The organism is Nocardia sp. NBC_01499 (genome assembly GCF_045040275.1).
Lineage (GTDB): Bacteria > Actinomycetota > Actinomycetes > Mycobacteriales > Mycobacteriaceae > Nocardia.
On the sequence record NZ_CP109426.1, the window covers coordinates 6,427,356 to 6,446,492 of the forward strand.

A 19,137-nucleotide genomic window follows, 5' to 3' on the forward strand; every position below is an offset into this window, starting at 1 on the left:
ACTCGCGTCGGCCCAAAAGCCCGCGCTCAGTTGTACTTCGGCAATTCCTGAATCGCCCACTGATTCCCATCCGGGTCAGCGAAGAACGTGAACTTCCCCCAATCCAGAGTCTCCACCGGCTTCGCCTCCACCCCGGCGGCCACCAACTGCTGGTACGCATCCTCAGCGCTGGCAACCACCATCTGCATCCCGCGCACACTCCCCGGTGCCGCCTCGGTGAGCCCCTCGCCGATGCAAATCGAGCACCCCGACCCGGGCGGCGTGAGCTGGACGAACCGCAGCTTCTCGTCAACCCGGTGATCGTGATCGGCATTGAATCCGATCTTGGTATAGAAGTCCTTCGCGCGATCCACGTCGGTCACCGGAATCGCGATGAGCTCGATTTTCCAATCCATCGCCCGAGCATCTCACCGGCCACCGACAAAGTTCCCCCTTCCGGCCTACCCTGGGGAGCATGCCTGGTAAGGACGTCAACCGGATCAGGGCCCGTTCGGCCCTCGAAACGGTCAAGGAAAGCCCGATGATCACCGCCGTCGCGGTGGCACCGGTCGTGCTCGCGCTCGCCGTTGTGTGGTGGCTGCTCGGCGGATTCGCCGCGTTCGTGCTGCTGGTCGTCCTCGGCGTTGTCGTGGTGGTCGGCGGCAAGTTGCTGCGCTGACGGCCAGCTCAGCGGGGGATGTGGAAACGCACAAGCTCGCCGGTTCCCGGATCGACCTGCGCCCAGGGCCGGTCGAACTCGAGCACGGCCAGCGCCGAGGTCGGGAACTTGCGGCTGAGCTCGATGGCGGGCGTCGAATTCCGATTGCCCGCCAACTCCCATGCCGTCCACGGCATTCCGGGCGCGTGCCCGATCACCAGCAGCGTCGACACCTCGTCGTCGCTGAGCTGGACCAGCTCGATGAGGCTTTGCGGGGAGGCCTCGTAGATTCCCGCCTCATAGACCACCGGCGCCGAAACACCGGTGGCGGCCAGCGTTTCCCTGGTGCGCGTCGCGGTGGAACATCGCACCGCGTCGATCGCGGGTTGGGTCTGGCGCAACCACTCGCCCGCCAGACCCGCTTCGCGCTGTCCGCGCGGCGCCAGCGGGCGCTCGTGGTCGCCGACACCGTCGGGATAGGCCGACTTGCCGTGTCGCATGAGGATCAGAGTCCGCACCATGGAGATACCGTAAGGCCTCCGGACGCATGGCCTCGACCACACTCGAGGCAAACTGAAAGCGGCGTCACATCGCGGTGGTTCCGCGGCGTGCCGTTTTTGTCCACCTCTGCCCACCGGGTGGCCTACAGCCCACGTACATCTTCGAGGATCTGCACAATATGGCCTACGTAATCACGCAGCGTTGTTGCAACGACGCCAGCTGCGTTTCCGAGTGCCCTGTCGATTGCATCCGTCCGACCCCGGACCAACCGGAGTTCGCGACGACCGAGATGCTCTACATCGACCCCGACACCTGTATCGACTGCGGTGCGTGCGTCGATGCGTGCCCGGTGGAGGCCATCTTCTCCGAGGACGACCTGACCGCATCGCTGGCCAGATACCGCGACATCAATGCCGCCTACTTCGAACGGCATCCGCTCGAATCCAACTTCGACCCGATCGTGACCCCGCCACGGCCGCCGAAGGAACTCGGCACCCTGCGGGTAGCGATCGTCGGTGCCGGTCCCGCGGCCTGCTATGCGGCCGACGAGCTGTTGCGCAGGGCGGACGTGGAGGTCGAGATGTTCGACCGGGTGCCGACCCCGTGGGGTCTGGTCCGGGCGGGCGTCGCCCCCGATCATCCAGGCACCAAGACGGTCTCGGGTTTGTTCGAGTCCGCGTTCCGGCGCGAGACGCTGCAGTACTACCTCAATGTCGAGATCGGCACGCACATCTCGCACGAGGAGTTGCTGAAGCATCACCACGCGGTCATTTACGCGGTCGGCGCGTCGACCGATCGCCGCCTCGATGTGCCGGGCGAAGACTTGCCAGGCAGTCATTCCGCCACCGAGTTCGTCGCCTGGTACAACGGCCATCCCGACTTCGCGGACCGGCAGTTCGACCTGTCCGGCGAGCGGGCCGTGATCGTCGGCAACGGCAATGTCGCACTCGATGTCGCGCGCGTGCTGACCGTCGACCCGGACGAGCTGGCCAAGACCGACATCGCCGACCACGCGCTGGACGCCTTGCGGCACAGCAATATTCGCGAGGTGGTCGTGCTCGGCCGTCGCGGCCCGCTGCAGGCGGCGTACACCTCGTCGGAGTTCCTCGCGCTCGCTCACCTGAAGGGCATCGACGTCATCGTCGACGAGTCCGACCTCGCGCTCGATCACGCCAGCCAGTCACTGCTGGACGACCCGGAGGTCGAGCCGTCGCTGAAGCTCAAGTACACCCTCGCCGAGGAGTACGCGGGCGGACGGCGCGACCCGAACCACAAGCGGATCATCTTCCGCTACCTGGCCTCGCCGACCGCGCTCACCGGCACCGAGCACGTCGAGGCGATCGAGTTCGTGCACAACGAATTGTTCGAGGAGAACGGCCAATTGGTGGCCAGGTCGACCGAGCGCACCGAGCGTATCGAGGCCTCGCTGGTGCTGCGTTCCATCGGTTACCGCGGCGCGGCCGTCGCCGACGTGCCCTTCGACGAGCGGCGCGGGGTCATGCCGAACGAGCACGGCCGGGTGCTCGACACGGACGGCACCCCGCTGTCCGGTGTGTACGCGAGCGGCTGGATCAAGCGCGGCGCGCGCGGCGTCATCGGCTCGAACCGGATCGATGCCGAGGAAACTGTGGAGAACCTGATCTCCGACTTCACCAGCGGCAAACTCGCCGCGCCCGAGGCGGATCGAGCGGCGCTGAAGGCGTTGCTCGGTCAGCGGCAGGGCGATCTGGTGGATCGGGACGGCTGGCGGGCGATCGATCAGGCCGAGCGGGCCGCCGGCAAGTCCGCGGGACGACCGCGGGTCAAGTTCACCACGCGTGAGGATCTGCTGAAGGCCGCACGCGGCTGACGCCGAAGGCCGACCGGAGCCGAAAGGGTTCCGGTCGGCTAGTTTTCGGGCGGCAGCGGCATGATGCGGACGATGGTCGTTGTCGTCCCGCCGACCACGAACCACAGCCGGAGCACCGGACGCCCGGTGCGATCGCCCGGCTCGTAGCGGCTGCGCACGGCAACGTGCTGGCGGGCAAGCACCGGCGCCACGTACTCGATGACCGCGCGATGCGGGCCGCCGAGCAGCTTGGGGTACTCGACCATGAACTGTTCCACCGCCTGCCAGTAGCAGGCGTTGTTGACGTGGTTGTACTGGTCGATGTCGGTCGCGCGCACCGGAAATGGCATGTCGGTGTCCGACTCCGACGGCGCGGTATCGGTCAGGTACGGCCGCCAGCGCAGCCGGTGCTCCTGGGTGGTCTGCGCCAGATAGGCAAGGCCCTCGTCGCTGATCCGCGCTGGCATCTGGGTCGCCTCGCTGATATTGATCCAGAAGCCCTCTGTTTCGATCAGCCCACCGTTCGTGCTCGTCACCCGCACTCGCATATTCGTCCAGCGGGTCGAGAGCGCCGAGCACCAGCGCAGCAGCTGCACCTCGTCCGGCCACAGGATCGGCCGAATGACGTCGATCACCGTGCGACGGACGATCCAATTCGGATCGGTTCGATGAAAGAACGTCTTATGCAAATTCTCCCAGGCGATGTCCTGCAGATAGCGGGCGACGGCGTCGAACCGCAGCCGATCGTAGGGGTCCACGTCGCCTGCCCGGATGGGCCACGCCGAAGCAAAGCCCATGCCCTCCTGGGGAAGCGGGGCGAGTGGCTGATCGAGTGACACTGGTGCTCCTCGCGCTGCACGGTGTGCCGCGTTCTTCGTGTGGTGCTGTTGTGAGACGACTTTACGGGGCGTACGTCACACCATCGCGTCGAGTGCGACCGTAACCGACGGTATGCCCGCGAACAACGCCGCTACCAGGCATCATGGGCGCCATGAGCGACTCTGATCTGCCCGAGAAACTCGGCAAACCCGCCGAACGAGCGCTGGCCGCGGCCGGAATCCGCCAGCTCGACGACCTCACCTCCTGGACCGAACGTGATCTTGCCGCACTGCACGGCGTAGGTCCGACCGCCGTCACCAAACTGCGCACCGCCCTCGCCGCCCGCGATCAAACCTTCGCCTGAAGTCCCGTCGGCCGTAGACGCCGAGACGTGTCAGTGCCGCGCCGGTACGATCCGGAGCCAGGCACTACAGGGGGAGGACAACGGTGAAGCCGCTCGGCCGCCACGACCCGCGCACGGCCGGACGCCATCAGTTGATCGCGGTCATCGGCCAGGGCGCGATGGGGCGCGTGCTGCTCGGCCGTTCACCCGACGGCCGTCTGGTCGCGGTCAAGATGATTCACCGTCACCTCGCCAAGAACCCCGAGTTCCGCGCGCGGTTCCGCTTGGAAGTCCAAGCCTCCCAACGCGTCACCGGTGCCTACACCGCCGCCGTCATGGACGCCGATCCGGAAGCCCAGGAACCCTGGCTGGCCTCGGTTTTCGTGCCTGGTCCCTCCCTGCGCGAAGCCATCGATCAGCACGGCCCCATGCCTATCGGCGGGCTTCGGTTGCTGACCGCTGGACTCGGTTCCGCCCTCGTGGAAATCCATCGCGCTGGCATGATCCACCGCGACCTCAAACCCACGAATGTCCTTCTCGCGGAGGACGGTCCGCGCGTCATCGACTTCGGCATCGCCCGTGCGTTGGCAGCCGATCTGCAGCTCACCAGCACCGGCACCCTCGTCGGCTCCCCGGCCTTCATGTCGCCGGAGCAGGCGTCCGGGCACGAACTCACCACCGCCAGTGATGTTTTCTCGGTCGGCGCGATGCTGGTCATGGCGGCGACGGGGCAGAGCCCGTTCCTCGGCGCATCGGCACCACAGACGTTGTACAACGTGGTGCACGATCGCCCGGACACGAGCCGAGTGCCCGCGCCGTTGCGTCCCATCGTGGACGCCTGCCTGGACAAGAACCCCGCGTATCGCCCGGACCCGCGCCAGCTGATCGATTCGGTGGCGGCGATTACGGCCCGCTCCGGGTGGCCCACCGGCGTCAAGCAACAGATCACCCGAGATCGGGCGGATGCCAAGCGCTGGGTCGACACCGGCGGCGTGCTGCCGGAGGAACGATCGCCGCGCCGGACCGTGAGATGGGTTGCCGCAGCGGCTGTTCTGGCGCTGCTGGTGGTGGGTGCGGTTACCGCCTTCGCGGTCGGCCGCAACACTCCGGCACCCGCTGACCCGCTGGCCAACCGCACATTGGCACTGACAGATGACCAGTTGCGCCTCACCGACACCTGCGCGCTACTCGGCAACGATGTCGTCGGAAAGCTGGGGCAGCCGGTCAAACCGGAGCTGGCGGATTCGTCGCTCTGTGGGACGAAATTCATCGAGCCCGGTGGGCGACAGACCCAGATGACCGTTGGGGTTGGCATATCGGTGGCTGCCGGGAAGCAGCTGACCGAGCAGGTCGCGGGGAAATCCGTGCTGGACACCACGGCGGCCGCGCGTTCGTGTGGGCGGGCCGTTGCGGTTCGTGACCAACCGGCACTCGGTGTCGAGGTGAAAATCGGCGAGGCCGAAGGTGACGCCTGCAAGCTGGCGGACGACACCTTGAAGACCGTCGTCACTCGGCTGGTGACGAATCCACCGAGTGTGAGTCCGCCGAAACAGTCTGTCGTCCGGCTGATTCCGTGTGAGTCGGTAGATCAGGCGGTCATCGCCGCACATGCCGGACCTGGCGCGGGACCTACCCCGGTCGACGCGCACACCTGCACCTGGACGGGCGGTCCCGTCACCATCACCGTGCACACCGCCGAGGGCAAACGGGTCGATCTCGACCAGAAGTACGCCAGGCTGCTGGTGAATGGTGGCATGCTCGGTGACTTGCCTTCGGCCCGCCGGATAGACCCCGACGGCACGTGCGCGACCTACCATCTAGTGCGGCCGACCATCGAAGATCGAGGAGACCAGATCGCCGTGACCGTACAGCCGAACGGACCCGGCGCTGCCGAAACAGCCTGTGCTACTACTGAATCGATACTCGACGGTGTCGTTGCCCGACTGAGGAGCTTGTGATGGTGACACCCCTCGAGCGCGATGAACCCCAACACATCGGCCGGTATCGGCTGCTCGGCGAGCTCGGCTCCGGCGGAATGGGGCGGGTGCTGCTCGGCGTCGGTCCCGACGGCCGCCTGGTCGCGATCAAACAGGTGCATCAGCACCTGGTGGCCGAGGAGGACTTCCTGCCTCGGTTCCGCCGCGAGGTGCAGACCTCCGCGCAGGTCTCCGGTGCCTTTACCGCCGCGGTGATCGACTTCGATGTCGAGTCGGAGTATCCTTGGCTCGCTTCAGTTTTCGTGCCAGGAGTGCCCTTGGACAAGGCGGTCAAGGACTACGGGCCGCTCACCTCGGACGAAGTGCACAAGCTGGCGATCGGACTCGCTTCGGCACTGCAAGCCATCCATGGTGTCGGCCTGATTCATCGGGATCTCAAGCCCGCCAACGTAATTCTGGCCGAGGATGGGCCGAGGGTCATCGACTTCGGTATAGCTCGTGCGGTCGAGGGGAAATCCGAGCTCACCCACACCGGCTCGATCATCGGTTCGCCCGCGTTCATGTCGCCGGAACAGGCGCAATCACTGCCGCTGACCCCCGCCAGCGACATGTTTTCCCTCGGTGCCGTTCTAGCGATGGCGGCAGGCGGTGCGAGTCCTTTCGCCGGCTCGTCACTGCCGCACACGCTCTACAACATCGTGCACACCGAACCCGACCTGAGCGGATTACCGCCCGAGGTAAGGGAATTGGTGTCACCGTGCCTCAGCAAAGATCCGCAGGAGCGCCCCACACCCGCCCAACTCCTCGACTTCCTCGGACCACTACCGCCACAGCATCGCCCATGGTCGGCTCAGGTGCACAAGGCGATCAACGAACAGGAAGCGGAGATGTCGGCATTGCTGGCAGACCCGGAAGCCACTCACATCGTCGGAGCCGACTCGTCATCCGCCGCGGGGTCGCAGAGCGTCGATGACTTCGAGCGGCGATTGCAGGCGCTCGTCGAGATCCAACGCGCAAACACGTTGCGCGGGCGTCGAAAACGCGCCCTGATCGCTGTCTCGACCGTGCTTGTCCTGATCGCCGGCGTTCTGGCGGGCACCGCCCTGTTCGGTGGTAGTGACGATCACCCAACCGAACCGACGGTGAATCCGCTTGCGGCCCTGAATCTTACAAAACTCCGATCGATCGACCTGTGTGCCGCGGTGAAAGATCCACTGGTCCCGTCGCTGGGGGAGTGGACGAAGGCGCCGAGTTCTACGCAATGGGGCACCTGCGCGGCCGAGGCGGGCGGTTATCAGTTCGACTTCGATATCAAGCGGGTAGAGGGGTATCGCGACAACGGCAAGCGTGCGACCGGGGTTCCGGTACTGGAGGACGTGACCGGCGGAACCGACGGCTGCGGGCGAGCCCTGCTTCCGGCAAAGACGGATCCGCAGTTCGGTATATCGATACGAGTGAAGGGTGAACAGTCCGATAAAGCGTGCACCGTGGCAGACGATGCTGCCGCTCAGCTCGCGCATCGGATGACGGAACAGCCGCCGCTGCTCGCGGACATCCGCAGCTCACTTGCTCGGCACGACCCTTGTGCGCTGGTCGATTCGATTGTCGTCAAGCTGAACATCGGGGATCGAGTCCGAGGCACGCCAGATCTGCTGCACACCTGCAAATGGATCTCGACAGGCACCGTTACCGTTTCGCTCGAGCGCTCGAAGATCCTGGTACCGACCGAAAAGCCCATACCGTTCGACCTCGGTGGCGGAAATATCGCCTTCTTGGATGAGGCGGAATTGAGTTCGCCGACATGCGTACGTCGCGGTCAGTATCGCCAGATCGATAACAGTGATGCAGAGGTGGTGACAGTGCAGGTCGATAATCCGACGATGACAGAGCATCCTGAATTCAGATGCCTCGCAGCACAAACGGTACTGCAGAATGTGTTGGACAACCTTCCACGGGTGAGTCGATGAACTGGAATCCACGAGCGGCCATGGCCGTCTGTGTAACCCTCGCCGTCGTAGTCGGGGTGGGGGGATGCGGGTCGACGGTGGACGGTACCGGTCTTGCTGCCGAGGTCGACGTGCGAACGCTGGACACGGGCGTGTTCCCCACCGAGCAGCCCAAGATTTCGGCCCATCTGGACGATCTCGGTTATGCGCGGCTCGAGGCCGCGAGAATGGCCGACGCGGTCCTGAGTCCATCCGAGGTGGACGCGAGGTACACCGCTGGGGCATCGGCTCTGGTGCACACGGACGTGCAGTCGGTGACGCAGTATCTGGCCGATCCGGTGGTCCCCGTGTTGCTGAAATATGGCTTTGTACTTGGGTTTTCAACCGGCTCAGCCGACGACGTCTGGCCACTCAGGACAGCGTATTCCGGCAGTCGCCAGCGTGAGGGCTTGACCGTCACGGTGTTGCGCTTTCCGGACGCGGCGGCGGCGAAGTCGGCGGCAGCCGAAATCGACGCCGTAGACTTCGCAATCAACCCCGAAAACGTTGCCGTGCAGCTGCCCAAATACGCTGACTCGCGGGCACATTGGCGTCCGTCGGTGCCGACGTTGGGTAGCACGACCGCACACGGAATCTATGTGATCAATGTGCTGGCGGACTCGCGGACGACAGACATCAATCGGCTGGTCGAGGCGACCCAGAAGTATCTCGATGCCGAAGTAGGCGAACTCGACAAGTTCACGCCGACACCAACCGGAAAGTTCAGCACGCTGCGCCAGGATCCGGACGGTCTGCTCGTCCGAGTTCTGCACGACGGTGGTGTTGTCCCGGCGCCCGATGGGCAGGGTGAGGTGGTACTGACATTGCGCGGGTACCTGAACTATGTGCAGGATCAGCCGGGCCGGTTACCGGTAATGCAGCGGGCGGGAGTCGATCGGGTTGCGGTGACGCCCAACGCTTTCGGCTTCCGTGCCCGCGACGACGCCGCTGCGACACGATTTGTCAACGAGTCCGCGGAACTCGGCGATGCGGTGGACCGCCGTGCGGTGGATCCGCCAGCGGATGTGCCCGGCGCATCGTGCGTGCAGGACTATATCGCGCCAAAGGCGGCGCAATTCAGGTGCTTCGTCTCCTACCGGAGGTACGCGGCCCTAGTGCTCGGCGGCCAACTGTGGGAAACTCAGCAACGGGCAGCCGCACAATACGCCTTGCTTGCCAATAGTCAAGGATGATCGTGCATGGCTGAAGTCAGTAGCCCTGGTATGCGTTCCCATTAGCGACTGCCACCACGCCGGGGACATTCTTGACCGATCCATATGTGTCGATCGAATAGCGAACGCCCGCAATGATGTTGTCCACCGGGTTCCAAATGTCGTCATGGCCGGGTGCCTTGTAGGCGTTGAAGGTGCTGTCGATGGTCTGCATCAGCCCCCTGGATGGATGCCCATTGATCCAGTTGATGTCCTTGTCATTTTCCGCGTAAGGATTTCCGCTGGACTCGTGTTCGATGATCGTGGCGATGGCGCTCTCATCGATATCCTTGGGGTCATAACCCATTTCGATGAGCTTTTGTTTGGCCTCGGCGATCCACTTCGCCATATCGCCGCTCGGCATCGGCCCCGTCGGCGCGGATGAACTCGGCGTACCCGAACCGCTATAGCTCCCGCTATACGAACTGCCGGAAGAGGATCCGGAGTTGTTGTGATGGTTCCCCATCGCGTAATTGGGCTTGTACGACGAAGAGTTGCTGTTGCTCACCGGAGCAGGTGAGCTGACGCTGGCCGCTACCGTGCTCGCGGGCGGTGCGACGTTGGCGCTCGGCTCACCGAGCCCGCTGAACGCCTGCTCCAACTTCCCCACCGCCGCGTCGACCTGCGTTTTCGCCTGTGTCGCAACGGTTTCCGCGGACTTCAGCGCATTGGTCAGCTCCCAGGTGCGCGAGGCCGCCTGCAGTGACTCCTGGAAAACGAGTCCCTCGACGTTCGCCTTGTCCGAATGTTCACGCAGAGCCGCGATCCGGGTGGTGGCGTTGACGGTGCCGTTGGGCTCCACGTCGAACGGCGGGGATTGGTTGAGTGCGTCGTCGCGCAGTTGCAGCACTTTGGTTTTCGCCTCGACCAGGTTCTGGGTCTGGCTGGCGAAGGCCGTCTTCAGCTCGAGCAGTGCGGCGCTGACCGCGGAGGAGCGGGTCTTCTCGGTGTCCATCCGCGCGTTCGCGGCAGCCCCTGCCGTTCCGGACCATTTCTTGCCGTCGTCCAGCGCCTTCGTGTCGGTGGATCCCTTGCCGACGGCGGTGTCGAGGCCCTGCGAGATGGTTCCCGCCTGTTCGCCTGCGGCGGTGAGCTGTTCGGGCTTCCAGTTTTCTACGTCGGGGATGCTGAGGGTCATGGCAGTCCGATCGCGCGGAGTTTCGCGGCGAAGTCGTCTTCGGCCAGTTCGTATTTGCCCGCGGCGTTGTGCATGTTGTCGGCGATGGTGGTGAGTCGATTGCCGATCCGCTGTAGGCAGCGATTGACGACGTCGTTCGCCTGCTGTGCCGCGGTGCCGAATTCGGTACCGGGTAGCGCGGTGGCCGCGGCGGATAACGCTCCCCCCGCGTTGAGTCCGGTCACCTCCCCGGCCTCGGTCCCGAGAGTTTGCGCGAACGAGCGCAGTGCGCCCGCATCGACTTGCACGTTTGTTGACGATGGTTGATTGCGCTCGACCATGAGTCCCCCTTCACGCCCGACCATAGGTCGCGGTCAGCATAGCAAAATCGGGGCAGCTGAACAGGGGCCTCGGTGCACGCCGAAGTCGGGCGTGGGCGGGACAGCGCGGACAGGTTGAGCACCGCGAGTCGGCGCGGGTTACGTTGATCACGGCGGTACCGGCGCGCAGACAGGCCGGTGCCACGACAGAGAGGTCGGCAGATGCGCGTAGCCCAGGTCAGCAAACTGGAGGGACCGGAGTCGATCGAGGTCGTCGACATTCCGGAGCCCAAGTCGTATCCGGGGAGTGTGGTGATCGACGTGCACGCGGCCGGTGTCGCGTTCCCGGACGTACTGATGACGCGCGGGCTGTATCAGATGAAGCCGGAGCTGCCGTTCGTCGTCGGCGGCGAGGCGGCCGGCATTGTGCGCGAAGCGCCGGAGGGTGCGCACGTCAAGGCGGGCGACCGGGTGGTCGCGCTGACGCTGCTCGGCAATGCCATGGCCGAGGTGGCCGTCGCGCCCGCGCAGATGGTGTTCCTGCTGCCGGACAACGTCTCCCTCGAGGCCGGGGCAGGCATCCTGTTCAACGACCTGACCGTGCATTTCTGCCTGCGCAAGCGCGGCAGGCTCGCCGAGGGCGAGACGGTGCTCGTGCACGGCGCCGCGGGCGGCATCGGCACCTCGACGCTGCGGATGGCGGTCGCGCTCGGCGCCGGCCGGGTGATCGCGGTGGTGAGCACCGAGGCGAAGGCCGAGGTGGCCCGCGCGAACGGTGCCACCGATGTGGTGCTTGCCGACGGCTGGCTCGCGGCGGTCAAGGAACTGACCGGCGGTCGTGGCGTCGATATCGTGCTCGATCCGGTGGGCGGTGACCGATTCACCGACAGCGTCCGTTCGCTTGCTTCGGCGGGCCGCCTGCTGGTGGTCGGCTTCACCGCGGGGGAGATCCCCACCGTGAAGGTGAACCGGCTGCTGTTGAAGAACGTCGAGGTGATCGGCGCGGCCTGGGGCGAATGGGTGATGACGCATCCCGGCTACCTGACCGAGCAGTGGGCCGAGGTGGCACCGCTGCTGGCCGAGGGCAAGATCGAGGCGCCGAAGCCGGTGCTGTACCCGCTGGAACGCGCGGCCGAGGCCGTCGCGTCGCTGGAGAACCGCACGGCGACCGGCAAAGTCGTGGTCACGCTGCGCTGACACGCCGGAGGCGCGATGGTCGGCTTCGGGTACGCGCGGTTCAGCCGAGTCGAAATACGGGTTCGGTAAGCTGTCCGGCACGTCGCTCACGGCTGCAACGGACGACGTGAACCGCCGGATCGAGCGGGCGAACCAGCCGCATTTCCCAGGAGGAATGCCGCGTGTTCGACAACCGACCCCACTCCACCGTCATCGGCGACGTCACCGTCTTCACCAGGGGCGCCTGGCATTCCGGCCTTGACGTGGTCGTCCGAGACGGCGTCGTCACTGCGCTCGGCCCGGCGGCGCGCGCGGAATATCGAGGGCTCCCGTTCGTCGACGGCAGCGGCGGCTATCTGCTCCCCGGCTTCGTCAACACCCATACCCACCTGCAGCAGGCGGTGCTGCGCGGTATCGGCGAGGGCTTGCCCCTGCTGGAATGGCTGCGCTGCGTGGGGGAGCGCGCCGTCGCCGCCACCCAGGAACAGACGTATCTGTCCGCCTTGTCCGGCGGGCTCGAACTGTTGCGCAGCGGCGTGACCACCGTGATCGAGCACATGTGGCCGAACCGCTCGGATGCCGTGCACGACGCCATGATTCGCGCGCTTGACGAACTCGGCATCCGCGTCGTACTCGGCCGCGGCGTCGCCGACCGGGCCGATCGCACCCGCCGCTGGGGTCTCGATCCTCGGCTGATGCAGCCGCTGCCAGAGGTTTTCGCGCACATCGATGACCTCGACGCACGGCTGGCCGGTTCGCGGATCAGCACCGCGCTCGCCGTGCCGAATCCACGCTGCCTCACCCCGGACGGCATGGCCGCGGTCCGGGAGTACGCCGAACGCACCGACAAGACCGTGTCGATACATGTACTGGAGACATCGACCGACGAGGAAATGTGCCGATTGCACGCAGGCCGTGGCGCGGTCGATTATCTCGACGCGGGCGGATTCCTCTGGGATCGCACCCTGGCGGTGCACTGCTGCCAACTCGACCGCCCCGGCCGCCAGGTCTTCGTCGACCGCGGCGTGTCCGTCTCCTACAACCCGCTCAGCAATATGCGCTTGGGCAGCGGTGTCGCACCGGTGCTCGAAATGCTGGCGGCGGGCATCGACGTGAGTCTTGGCGTGGACGGCGCCGCGAGCAACGACACCCAGGACATGCTGCTGGCCATGCGGATTGGCTCCTATCTACAGCGGGCCACCCGAAAACGCGCCGACCTCTTGGGATTCGACGAGATGTTGCACATGGCGACCCGCGGCGCCGATCGCGTCCTCGGTCGCCGCACCGCCGCACCCGGTGTCGCGATCGGGGATCGCGGCGACCTCACGCTGCTGCGCTTCGACCGTGATTTCGCCTGCCTGCCGGTCCTCGACCCGGGCGCGACGTTGCTGACCGCGGCCTCGCCCCGGGTGGTCGACACCGTGTGGGTCGATGGTGAAGTCGTTATCCGAGACGGCCACAGCACCCGCGTCGACGCCGAACTGCTCGCGCGGCGGCTGAGCGGCATCCACTAGTCCACCCGCACATCGCGTCGAAAGCGCAATTCGAGCGCGGGCCGTCCGGAATTCATCCACACGTGCTCGTACACATTGATCGCGACGAGCACCCCCGCGGTCAACGCGACAACGCCGATCGCGGGCAGCAACGACGACACCGCGGCGACCGCGATGAGCGCCGCGGCGGTGTACACCCGCAGCAGCGCGGGCGCCCCCACCGTCCGCCAGCGGGTGAACACGAACGTCCCGACGAACAGCGCCGCGCCACCCGGCGCCAGCGCCGCCGCCACCCCGTGCGCGTTGTGGCCGGGATCGGCCACCGTATGCCCGAGCCCGACCGCCACCGCCACCAACGCGGCAACCAGCGCGAAATGCCCGTAGCTCAACACATCTCGCACGATCAGCCCGGGCGAGGAACGTGTGGCGAGCGCGTGCTCGATCACCTTCGAGGTGAATTGGAAATACAGCCACCACAATCCGACGCCGATCACGAAGCTGAGCACCAGCGCCGTCAGCACCGCCACCGTCAACCCGGTCGCCGCGGCCTGCGCACCCGCGTCGACCACCGACTCACCCAGCGCGATGATGATGACCAAACCGAATCGCTCGGACAGGTGCGAGACGCCGATTGTCCTGCCGCGTAGCGCTCTTGCGTAGAACAGCGGTGCGCCGAGCTGCGCGATGAGCGCGCCGGTCCACACCCAGAGCCGAATATGCTCCGGCAGTGGCGCGCTCGCGAAGATCGCGATGCCGGTCACCAATCCGATGCTGAACGGGTTGATCGCCGTCGCGAACGAATGCGCACGGGCGGCCGCGACCAGCAACACGATCCGCAGCACCAGGTGCGCCCCCGCGAATACCAGTGCCGCCCCGCGTGGTTGGTCCAGCGCAGCGGGCGCCGCCACCGCCATCAGGAAGATGCACAGGCCGCTGGCGAACAGCACGAGCCGCTGCGCGTGCGTCTCCTCGACATTGTTGACCAGGATGGTCACCCCGACCCAGCCCCACCACAGCGGCGCGAGCAGCACCAGCGCGTGGCCGAGCGTGCCGAGCGAGGTGTGCTGGCCGAGCACGTGCGCGGTCTGCGTGACCGCGAAGACGAGCACCAGGTCGAAGAACAGCTCCGCCCAGGTGGCCCTGGCATGGGGTGTGGTGGATTCGGTTGTCGTCTCGCTCATCACAGGTCTCGCACTCGATCACACGCGACGAGCCTTCGCGCCGCCGCTCAGCGAGCGTAGACGGCCTACCGTTCGTGCGCCGCGCGGTAGGCGGGCGCCTTCGTGGTCCCCGCCGGATCGAGGGTGCGCAGCAGCGGCAGCGTGCGAAACGGCACCACGGTCGACAAGACGATGACGCTGTGCGACCGCACCACCGATGTGGTCCGGTCGATGCTGAGCAGTACCGACTGCAGCCCGGCGTGCGAGTCCGCGCCGATCCGGCACCACACATCACCGGTGCCGGTGGTCGCGTATGCCTCCAAAACCCCTGGGATCGCCTCCAATTCGGCCGCGACCGCGTCCAGCGCGCCCTGCGCGATCTCCAGCGTGACGAAGGCCTGCACGTCGAAACCGGCCGCGGTGACGTCGATCTGCGGGTCGTAGGAGGCGATGACCCCGGATTCCTCCATCCGCCCGATCCTGGACTGCACCGTTGCCCTGGCCACCCGTGTCCGGCGAGACAGCTCGAGGATGCCCGCTTTCTGGTATTCATGCATCGCGGTCAGAATCGCGAGATCGAGTTCGTCCAGTTTCGCCGGCGTTCGTGACATGGCGGCCTCCGTTCCGAGCACAGGCTGGGCTTCCAGCCGTGGATAGCACCAGCCAGCTGATGCTATTCAAATTGTCCAGCATTTAGGGGCACTTCCTAGCCGAATTCGCCAGAGTGTCTATCGAAAATCGCCGCTGTTGCCTATCGGCCGACCCTGACGATTACTTGGTGCATGACCATCGAGCAGATGCCGAATGCCCGGTCCAGCACGGCGCCCAGCCCGTCCAGTACCGCCCCCACCGACGGTGAGCTGCGCAAGCTCGTCGGCCTCGTCGACCATGACACCAGCGTCGACAACTTCCCTGTGATCGGTTGGGACGCCCTCGTCTGGGTTGTCGGCAACGCGACGCAGACCGCCCATTTCCTGGAATCCGCCTTCGGCATGCGCCTCGAGGCCTATTCGGGTCCCGAGACCGGCAACCGCGATCACAAGGCGTACGTGCTGCGCAGCGGCGGCGCCCGCTTCGTGATCAAGGGCGCGGTCGACCCGGAAAGCCCCCTGGTCGCGCACCACGACCGGCACGGCGACGGCGTCGTCGACATCGCGCTCGAGGTGCCCGATGTCGACCGCTGCATCGAGTGGGCGCGCACGCACGGCGCGACCGTCCTCGTCGAACCACATGACGAGACAGACGAATTCGGCACCGTCCGGTCGGCCGCCATCGCCACCTACGGCGAGACACGGCACACCCTGGTCGAACGCTCCCGCTACGACGGCCCGTACCTGCCCGGCTACATCACTCGTCGTGCCGGCTACCAGCCGCGCGAGGGCGCGCCCGTCCGGCTGTTCCAGGCGATCGACCACGTGGTCGGCAACGTCGAGCTCGGTCAGATGGACGAGTGGGTCGAGTTCTACCGCCGCGTAATGGGTTTCACGAACATGGCCGAGTTCGTCGGCGACGATATCGCCACCGAGTACTCCGCCCTGATGAGCAAGGTCGTCGCCAACGGCAACCACCGGGTGAAGTTCCCGCTCAACGAGCCCGCGGTCAGCAAGAAGAAGTCGCAGATCGACGAGTACCTCGAGTTCTATCGTGGTCCTGGCGTGCAGCACATCGCGCTCGCCACCGGCGACATCCTGTCCTGTGTCGACGCGCTCGTCCGCGAAGGCGTCGAATTCCTCGACGCACCCGATTCCTATTACGAGGACCCGGAACTGCGCGCGCGGATCGGTCAGGTCCGCGTCCCGGTCGAGGAATTGCAGAGCCGAGGCATCCTGGTCGACCGTGACGAGGACGGCTACCTGTTGCAGATCTTCACCAAGCCGATCACCGACCGGCCTACCGTCTTCTTCGAGCTGATCGAGCGGCACGGCTCACTCGGCTTCGGCAAGGGCAACTTCAAGGCGCTCTTCGAGGCGATCGAGCGCGAGCAGGAGGCCCGCGGCAACCTGTGATCGGTTGTGGCCCTGAGCATCTGGCAGTACGCTGCGAGGATTCGCCGGATGCTTGGGGGACTGCCGCAGTGCTAGAGAGATCTGCCGCCGTCCTCGCACTGGCCGTCGCCCTCGCCTACGGTGCGAGCGCGGCGGCCGATGCCGATCCCGACCCGACCTATTACCCCACCCTCGACGACTGCCTTGGCGCCATGTCGAAATACAAGTCCGGCCCGGCCCAGTGCACCTACATCGACGCGAGGCACGCCTACGAACTGCGCGTCCCCAACGGTTAGCGAGCACGGGCGGACCGGGCGCGCGTGGGTAGAGTGCAGGCATGCGGATAGGGGCGTTGGCCGGCTGCGCGGCAGTGCTGTCGTTGTTGCTGACGGCGTGCGGTTCCGGCGGTGGTTCGGACAACACGAGCACCCCGTTGCGCCCGCCGCCGAAGGTCGCCGCGCTCGGCCCTTTCATCGGCGAGTGCGGCAACGTCACCGACGACGAGGTGCGTAACCTCGTCGGCCTCGGTCAGATCTCCCAGGTGCTGAAGAATTCGGTCGGCTGCAATTGGCTCTCTGCCGGAAGCGGTTCGACCGGCGTCACTTTCGCCTCGTACCGCGGCAGCCCGATCGCCCGCGAGAAGGCCTGGGTGTCCACCCAGGGACGCAACCCGCAGACGATAGACGTCGGCGGGCACGCCGGGTGGCAGGCGCTCGAGCCGGACGGCCGGATCTGCGACCTCGCCGTGCAACTCGGCGACGACTTCTTCGAATGGTCCATGTCCTTCGGGCTCTTCGCGCAGCCGAGCGCCAACCCGTGCGACCTGATGCACAAGCTGGCCGACCTGACCGTGCAGCGGCTGAAGTGAGGGGCAGGACGGTAATGAACCTTCGTCGCGCTCGCGGAATACTCACGGCCGCCGCCGTGTTGATAATCGCGGCTACCGCCGCAGGCTGCGGTCAGACCATCAGCGGCTCGGCGCATCCCGCGGGTTCGGGGACCGGGGACACCGTGAACACCAACTTCGACAAGCTGTTGCGCGAATGCGAGATCGTCACGACCGACGAGGTCGCCGACGCGGTAGCGCAAGGCGCTCTCGCCGTGCAGTCCTTCTACGGTGCGGTCTGCATGTGGGATGTGCAAGGCGCCATGGTCACGCTGAACTGGTATGAGATCGGCGGACTGAACAACGAGAAGACCAACAACGACCGGCTCGGCTACACCACCAACAACATCACCGTGCAGGGACGACGCGGGTTGGAGACACATCGGCCGAACGATCCGGACTCCTGCGGCGTCAGCGCCGGCGCGGCGGACCAAGGCGTCATCGGGTTCTGGATCAACTATCGGCCAGGCTCGGCCCACGCGGATCCGTGCGCGGGGGCGAAGAAACTCGTAGAGTTGACGTTGAACCTGGCCAGGTAGCGGGGTCTGCAGCCACCCCGCTTTGACCCTGTGTCGCGATCACGAGTATCGTGGATCGCTGTGCCCGGAAGCATACGGGCAAGTTCGTGCGTGACCGTAGGCCAGCGAAAGCGGCTGACACCTCCAGCGTGCCCGCAATTCGGGCCCTACACCACGCGCGACACGCCCGACCTCGGGGCACGTAAAACGTGGCCGGACGTGCGAGTGAAAGCTCGATGACAAAGACATGAAGTTCCAGACACCGCGTAACTAATAAGGAAAGCCGGTCTATGCCAACCATCAACCAGCTGGTCCGCAAGGGTCGCCGCGACAAGGTCTCCAAGACGAAGACCGCGGCGCTCAAGGGCAGCCCGCAGCGTCGTGGCGTGTGCACTCGCGTGTACACCACGACCCCGAAGAAGCCGAACTCCGCGCTGCGTAAGGTCGCGCGCGTTCGCCTGACCAGCGCGGTCGAGGTCACGGCGTACATCCCCGGCGAGGGCCACAACCTGCAGGAGCACTCGATGGTGCTCGTTCGTGGCGGCCGTGTGAAGGACCTTCCCGGTGTCCGTTACAAGATCATCCGTGGCTCGCTCGACACCCAGGGTGTGAAGAACCGCAAGCAGGCCCGCAGCCGTTACGGCGCCAAGAAGGAGAAGAGCTGATATGCCACGCAAGGGCCCCGCACCCAAGCGTCCGCTGATCAACGACCCGGTTTACGGGTCCCCGCTGGTCACTCAGCTGGTCAACAAGATCCTGCTGGACGGCAAGAAGTCCACCGCCGAGCGCATCGTCTACGGCGCGCTGGAGCAGGCGCGCGACAAGACCGGCACCGATCCGGTTGTCACCCTCAAGCGCGCGCTGGACAACGTCAAGCCCGCCCTCGAGGTGAAGCCCCGCCGCGTCGGTGGCGCCACCTACCAGGTGCCCGTCGAGGTTCGGCCCGGCCGTTCCAACACGCTGGCCCTGCGCTGGCTGGTCAACTACTCCCGCGCTCGCCGCGAGAAGACCATGGTCGAGCGTCTCGCCAACGAGCTGCTCGATGCCAGCAATGGTCTCGGTGCCTCGGTGAAGCGTCGTGAGGACACCCACAAGATGGCCGAGTCGAACCGGGCCTTCGCGCACTACCGCTGGTGACGTCTGCCCGGCCCATTGTTTCGGGTCGGGAGGCACAGTCGAACGCGGCACCAACCTGCCGCGGTCGGCGTTGAACAGAGACGA

General features: G+C 65.9%; 21 protein-coding genes. 14 read left to right on the forward strand and 7 right to left on the reverse strand.

The features are described from left to right. Positions 1 to 26 precede the first annotated feature (26 nt). Complete coding sequence (locus OG203_RS29490; RefSeq protein ID WP_405160503.1) at positions 27 to 395, reverse strand: glyoxalase superfamily protein; 369 nt, start codon at positions 393 to 395, stop codon at positions 27 to 29. 59 nt (positions 396 to 454) lie between these two features. On the opposite strand from OG203_RS29490, the gene OG203_RS29495 reads away from it, so the two are divergent. Further along, a complete protein-coding gene (locus OG203_RS29495; RefSeq protein ID WP_405160504.1) occupies positions 455 to 658 on the forward strand; it encodes a hypothetical protein in 204 nt (67 codons plus the stop codon). A gap of 8 nt (positions 659 to 666) precedes the next feature. Here OG203_RS29495 and OG203_RS29500 read toward each other — a convergent pair whose 3' ends face one another. Next, entirely contained in the window at positions 667 to 1,158 is a 492-nt protein-coding gene (locus OG203_RS29500; protein WP_405160505.1) for a SixA phosphatase family protein, read from the reverse strand. A 158-nt stretch (positions 1,159 to 1,316) separates the two neighbouring features. Between OG203_RS29500 and OG203_RS29505 the strand changes: the two genes are divergently transcribed. Beyond that, entirely contained in the window at positions 1,317 to 2,987 is a 1,671-nt protein-coding gene (locus OG203_RS29505; RefSeq protein ID WP_405160506.1) for an FAD-dependent oxidoreductase, read from the forward strand. Positions 2,988 to 3,025: 38 nt separating this feature from the next. Here OG203_RS29505 and OG203_RS29510 read toward each other — a convergent pair whose 3' ends face one another. Then, on the reverse strand, positions 3,026 to 3,805 hold the full coding sequence (locus OG203_RS29510) for an acyl-[acyl-carrier-protein] thioesterase (protein WP_405160507.1): 780 nt from the start codon (positions 3,803 to 3,805) through the stop codon (positions 3,026 to 3,028). 152 nt (positions 3,806 to 3,957) lie between these two features. Here OG203_RS29510 and OG203_RS29515 point away from each other — a divergent pair, with 152 nt between their 5' ends. The 4 genes from OG203_RS29515 (at position 3,958) to OG203_RS29530 (ending at position 9,243) form a co-directional block, all read left to right on the forward strand. Beyond that, positions 3,958 to 4,149: a hypothetical protein gene (locus OG203_RS29515; RefSeq protein WP_405160508.1), complete on the forward strand. Its 192-nt coding sequence runs from the start codon at positions 3,958 to 3,960 to the stop codon at positions 4,147 to 4,149. An 83-nt stretch (positions 4,150 to 4,232) separates the two neighbouring features. Beyond that, complete coding sequence (locus OG203_RS29520; RefSeq protein WP_405160509.1) at positions 4,233 to 6,086, forward strand: serine/threonine-protein kinase; 1,854 nt, start codon at positions 4,233 to 4,235, stop codon at positions 6,084 to 6,086. Then, complete coding sequence (locus OG203_RS29525) at positions 6,086 to 8,032, forward strand: serine/threonine-protein kinase (protein ID WP_405160510.1); 1,947 nt, start codon at positions 6,086 to 6,088, stop codon at positions 8,030 to 8,032. Before OG203_RS29520 ends, OG203_RS29525 begins: the two co-directional genes overlap by 1 nt. Then, the gene (locus tag OG203_RS29530; RefSeq protein ID WP_405160511.1) at positions 8,029 to 9,243 is read left to right on the forward strand and encodes a hypothetical protein; all 1,215 of its coding nucleotides are present in this window, start codon (positions 8,029 to 8,031) and stop codon (positions 9,241 to 9,243) included. Before OG203_RS29525 ends, OG203_RS29530 begins: the two co-directional genes overlap by 4 nt. A gap of 16 nt (positions 9,244 to 9,259) precedes the next feature. Here the strand turns inward: OG203_RS29530 and OG203_RS29535 are convergent, their stop codons facing one another. Together OG203_RS29535 and OG203_RS29540 are read right to left on the reverse strand one after the other, a co-directional pair. Next, a complete protein-coding gene (locus OG203_RS29535; RefSeq protein WP_405160512.1) occupies positions 9,260 to 10,399 on the reverse strand; it encodes a transglycosylase SLT domain-containing protein in 1,140 nt (379 codons plus the stop codon). Next, a complete protein-coding gene (locus tag OG203_RS29540) occupies positions 10,396 to 10,686 on the reverse strand; it encodes a type VII secretion target (protein WP_405160513.1) in 291 nt (96 codons plus the stop codon). Before OG203_RS29540 ends, OG203_RS29535 begins: the two co-directional genes overlap by 4 nt. A gap of 234 nt (positions 10,687 to 10,920) precedes the next feature. Here OG203_RS29540 and OG203_RS29545 point away from each other — a divergent pair, with 234 nt between their 5' ends. Together OG203_RS29545 and OG203_RS29550 are read left to right on the forward strand one after the other, a co-directional pair. Continuing rightward, on the forward strand, positions 10,921 to 11,895 hold the full coding sequence (locus OG203_RS29545) for an NADPH:quinone oxidoreductase family protein (protein WP_405160514.1): 975 nt from the start codon (positions 10,921 to 10,923) through the stop codon (positions 11,893 to 11,895). Positions 11,896 to 12,056: 161 nt separating this feature from the next. After that, positions 12,057 to 13,388 carry an amidohydrolase family protein gene (locus OG203_RS29550; protein WP_405160515.1) on the forward strand — a complete coding sequence of 444 codons (1,332 nt, stop codon included), beginning with the start codon at positions 12,057 to 12,059 and terminating at the stop codon, positions 13,386 to 13,388. Here the strand turns inward: OG203_RS29550 and OG203_RS29555 are convergent. Both OG203_RS29555 and OG203_RS29560 read right to left on the reverse strand, forming a co-directional pair. Next, the gene (locus OG203_RS29555; protein ID WP_405160516.1) at positions 13,385 to 14,548 is read right to left on the reverse strand and encodes a low temperature requirement protein A; all 1,164 of its coding nucleotides are present in this window, start codon (positions 14,546 to 14,548) and stop codon (positions 13,385 to 13,387) included. The two genes, OG203_RS29550 and OG203_RS29555, sit on opposite strands and share 4 nt — an antisense overlap. A 65-nt stretch (positions 14,549 to 14,613) precedes the next feature. Continuing rightward, the gene (locus OG203_RS29560) at positions 14,614 to 15,138 is read right to left on the reverse strand and encodes an Lrp/AsnC family transcriptional regulator (protein WP_405160517.1); all 525 of its coding nucleotides are present in this window, start codon (positions 15,136 to 15,138) and stop codon (positions 14,614 to 14,616) included. Between the two features lie 186 nt (positions 15,139 to 15,324). On the opposite strand from OG203_RS29560, the gene hppD reads away from it, so the two are divergent. From hppD to rpsG, 6 genes are all read left to right on the forward strand, one after another. Beyond that, complete coding sequence (gene hppD, locus OG203_RS29565; RefSeq protein WP_405168048.1) at positions 15,325 to 16,533, forward strand: 4-hydroxyphenylpyruvate dioxygenase; 1,209 nt, start codon at positions 15,325 to 15,327, stop codon at positions 16,531 to 16,533. 68 nt (positions 16,534 to 16,601) lie between these two features. After that, positions 16,602 to 16,808: a hypothetical protein gene (locus tag OG203_RS29570; RefSeq protein ID WP_405160518.1), complete on the forward strand. Its 207-nt coding sequence runs from the start codon at positions 16,602 to 16,604 to the stop codon at positions 16,806 to 16,808. 41 nt (positions 16,809 to 16,849) lie between these two features. Next, complete coding sequence (locus OG203_RS29575) at positions 16,850 to 17,380, forward strand: DUF3558 domain-containing protein (protein WP_405160519.1); 531 nt, start codon at positions 16,850 to 16,852, stop codon at positions 17,378 to 17,380. Positions 17,381 to 17,394: 14 nt separating this feature from the next. After that, positions 17,395 to 17,937, forward strand: coding sequence for a DUF3558 domain-containing protein (locus tag OG203_RS29580; protein WP_405160520.1), 543 nt, complete (start codon positions 17,395 to 17,397; stop codon positions 17,935 to 17,937). A 269-nt stretch (positions 17,938 to 18,206) separates the two neighbouring features. Further along, on the forward strand, positions 18,207 to 18,581 hold the full coding sequence (rpsL, locus tag OG203_RS29585) for a 30S ribosomal protein S12 (RefSeq protein WP_019049359.1): 375 nt from the start codon (positions 18,207 to 18,209) through the stop codon (positions 18,579 to 18,581). A gap of 1 nt (position 18,582) precedes the next feature. Continuing rightward, positions 18,583 to 19,053 carry a 30S ribosomal protein S7 gene (gene rpsG, locus OG203_RS29590; protein ID WP_150399709.1) on the forward strand — a complete coding sequence of 157 codons (471 nt, stop codon included), beginning with the start codon at positions 18,583 to 18,585 and terminating at the stop codon, positions 19,051 to 19,053. Positions 19,054 to 19,137 lie beyond the last annotated feature (84 nt).

Excerpts from the sequence above, each read along its gene's own strand:
- OG203_RS29490 (WP_405160503.1), bottom strand. The coding sequence starts at position 395 with ATGGATTGGAAAATCGAGCTCATCGCGATTCCGGTGACCGACGTGGAT.
- OG203_RS29495 (WP_405160504.1), top strand. The coding sequence starts at position 455 with ATGCCTGGTAAGGACGTCAACCGGATCAGGGCCCGTTCGGCCCTCGAA.
- OG203_RS29500 (WP_405160505.1), bottom strand. The coding sequence starts at position 1,158 with ATGGTGCGGACTCTGATCCTCATGCGACACGGCAAGTCGGCCTATCCC.
- OG203_RS29505 (WP_405160506.1), top strand. The coding sequence starts at position 1,317 with ATGGCCTACGTAATCACGCAGCGTTGTTGCAACGACGCCAGCTGCGTT.
- OG203_RS29515 (WP_405160508.1), top strand. The coding sequence starts at position 3,958 with ATGAGCGACTCTGATCTGCCCGAGAAACTCGGCAAACCCGCCGAACGA.
- OG203_RS29525 (WP_405160510.1), top strand. The coding sequence starts at position 6,086 with ATGGTGACACCCCTCGAGCGCGATGAACCCCAACACATCGGCCGGTAT.
- OG203_RS29530 (WP_405160511.1), top strand. The coding sequence starts at position 8,029 with ATGAACTGGAATCCACGAGCGGCCATGGCCGTCTGTGTAACCCTCGCC.
- OG203_RS29535 (WP_405160512.1), bottom strand. The coding sequence starts at position 10,399 with ATGACCCTCAGCATCCCCGACGTAGAAAACTGGAAGCCCGAACAGCTC.
- OG203_RS29545 (WP_405160514.1), top strand. The coding sequence starts at position 10,921 with ATGCGCGTAGCCCAGGTCAGCAAACTGGAGGGACCGGAGTCGATCGAG.
- OG203_RS29555 (WP_405160516.1), bottom strand. The coding sequence starts at position 14,548 with ATGAGCGAGACGACAACCGAATCCACCACACCCCATGCCAGGGCCACC.
- OG203_RS29560 (WP_405160517.1), bottom strand. The coding sequence starts at position 15,138 with ATGTCACGAACGCCGGCGAAACTGGACGAACTCGATCTCGCGATTCTG.
- hppD (WP_405168048.1), top strand. The coding sequence starts at position 15,325 with ATGCCGAATGCCCGGTCCAGCACGGCGCCCAGCCCGTCCAGTACCGCC.
- OG203_RS29575 (WP_405160519.1), top strand. The coding sequence starts at position 16,850 with ATGCGGATAGGGGCGTTGGCCGGCTGCGCGGCAGTGCTGTCGTTGTTG.
- OG203_RS29580 (WP_405160520.1), top strand. The coding sequence starts at position 17,395 with ATGAACCTTCGTCGCGCTCGCGGAATACTCACGGCCGCCGCCGTGTTG.
- rpsL (WP_019049359.1), top strand. The coding sequence starts at position 18,207 with ATGCCAACCATCAACCAGCTGGTCCGCAAGGGTCGCCGCGACAAGGTC.
- rpsG (WP_150399709.1), top strand. The coding sequence starts at position 18,583 with ATGCCACGCAAGGGCCCCGCACCCAAGCGTCCGCTGATCAACGACCCG.